Source organism: Mesorhizobium sp. M3A.F.Ca.ET.175.01.1.1 (assembly GCF_004791945.1).
Classification (GTDB): Bacteria; Pseudomonadota; Alphaproteobacteria; order Rhizobiales; family Rhizobiaceae; genus Mesorhizobium.
The window spans coordinates 1-337 of record NZ_SRTP01000210.1 but is presented as its reverse complement, the minus strand read 5'-3'; the positions used below and the strand labels follow the sequence as shown (position 1 = coordinate 337).

The window sequence follows — 337 nt, the reverse complement described above, 5'->3', positions numbered from 1 at the left end:
CGTCGGCGGTTGCTTTCTTGTCCTCCTGCCAGGCAAGAAGCTCGTTCATGATCTGGTTGGCGAAGCTCACCTTGCTCATGAGCGCGACCAGTTCTGGGTTCTTGTCGTAGAAAGGCTTCGACATCGTGGTCAAAACCGTGGCCTTCGGCCAACCGGTCTTGCCTGGGGTCGGGCAATTGGCCGTGGCGTTGCACTTTGCCTTGTCCTTGTCGACCGGCCCCATGTCGACCTCCACCATCTTGTACTTTCCGAGAACCCCCGTGGGCGCCCAGTAGTAGCCAAACCATGGCTCCTTCGCTGTATAGGCCGCCGCTATCGAGGCCGCCAGCGTCTCGCC

At 60.2% G+C, this 337-nt stretch carries 1 protein-coding gene; it reads right to left on the bottom strand.

What is annotated here, in order from left to right; all coding sequences use genetic code 11:
• Positions 1 to 337 (bottom strand): glycine betaine ABC transporter substrate-binding protein (locus tag EN818_RS31370; protein ID WP_281039968.1); only part of this gene is annotated, 337 nt, incomplete at both ends.